1 protein-coding gene is annotated in these 614 nt (G+C 60.9%); it reads left to right on the top strand.

The genetic code is table 11. The annotated features are described in order from the left end of the window. The coding region (locus tag AWB81_RS43970; RefSeq protein ID WP_327373598.1) for a histidine kinase dimerization/phospho-acceptor domain-containing protein at nucleotides 1-614 on the top strand (614 nt) is incomplete at both ends.

The raw sequence follows: 614 nt of genomic DNA, 5'->3' as shown, positions 1-614 counted from the left end.
CCAGTCGTGCGCGACAGCAAGGTCGCCGAACTTCGATGGGACTACCTCAACGAGGCGGCCGCGCAGCTATTTAGTCAGCCCACGGCGGTTGTGATCGGGAGCTCGACTTCGTATGTACGTCCGGCAGGATGGGACGCTGATGTCCTATTCGACCGCCTGGCGCCGCTCGCTAGTGGGGGAAGCCGTGACGCTTTTGACGTGCGCGTCGAAGGAAACAACGGTGAACGTTGGTTTCATGTTGTCGCTGCCTCGCTGGAAGGTTCGATAGTCGCATGGTTTGGGGATATCACGCCGCGCGTGCGGGCCGAACAGGCGCTATCAGACGCCGACCGCCGCAAAGATGAGTTTCTCGCTACGCTCGCACATGAACTGCGCAATCCGCTTGCGCCGATTAGACAAGTTGCAGAGATACTCGAACAACCCGGCGTGACAGACGAACGCAGGCGTTGGTGCATTAACGTGCTGCGTCGCCAATCCGCCGCCATGGCGCTCCTACTGGACGACTTGCTCGATGTTTCACGCATCACGCGCGGCGCGCTGACATTGCGCAAGGGGGCCGTGGCCCTCCGTGACGTGGTCGATGACGCCGTCGAGATAGCAAGGCCAATACTGGA

It is taken from the genome of Caballeronia arationis (assembly GCF_001544975.2).
GTDB lineage: Bacteria > Pseudomonadota > Gammaproteobacteria > Burkholderiales > Burkholderiaceae > Caballeronia > Caballeronia arationis.
Note: the sequence above shows the minus strand (reverse complement) of the source record. Positions and strands in the feature narration are given on the sequence as shown.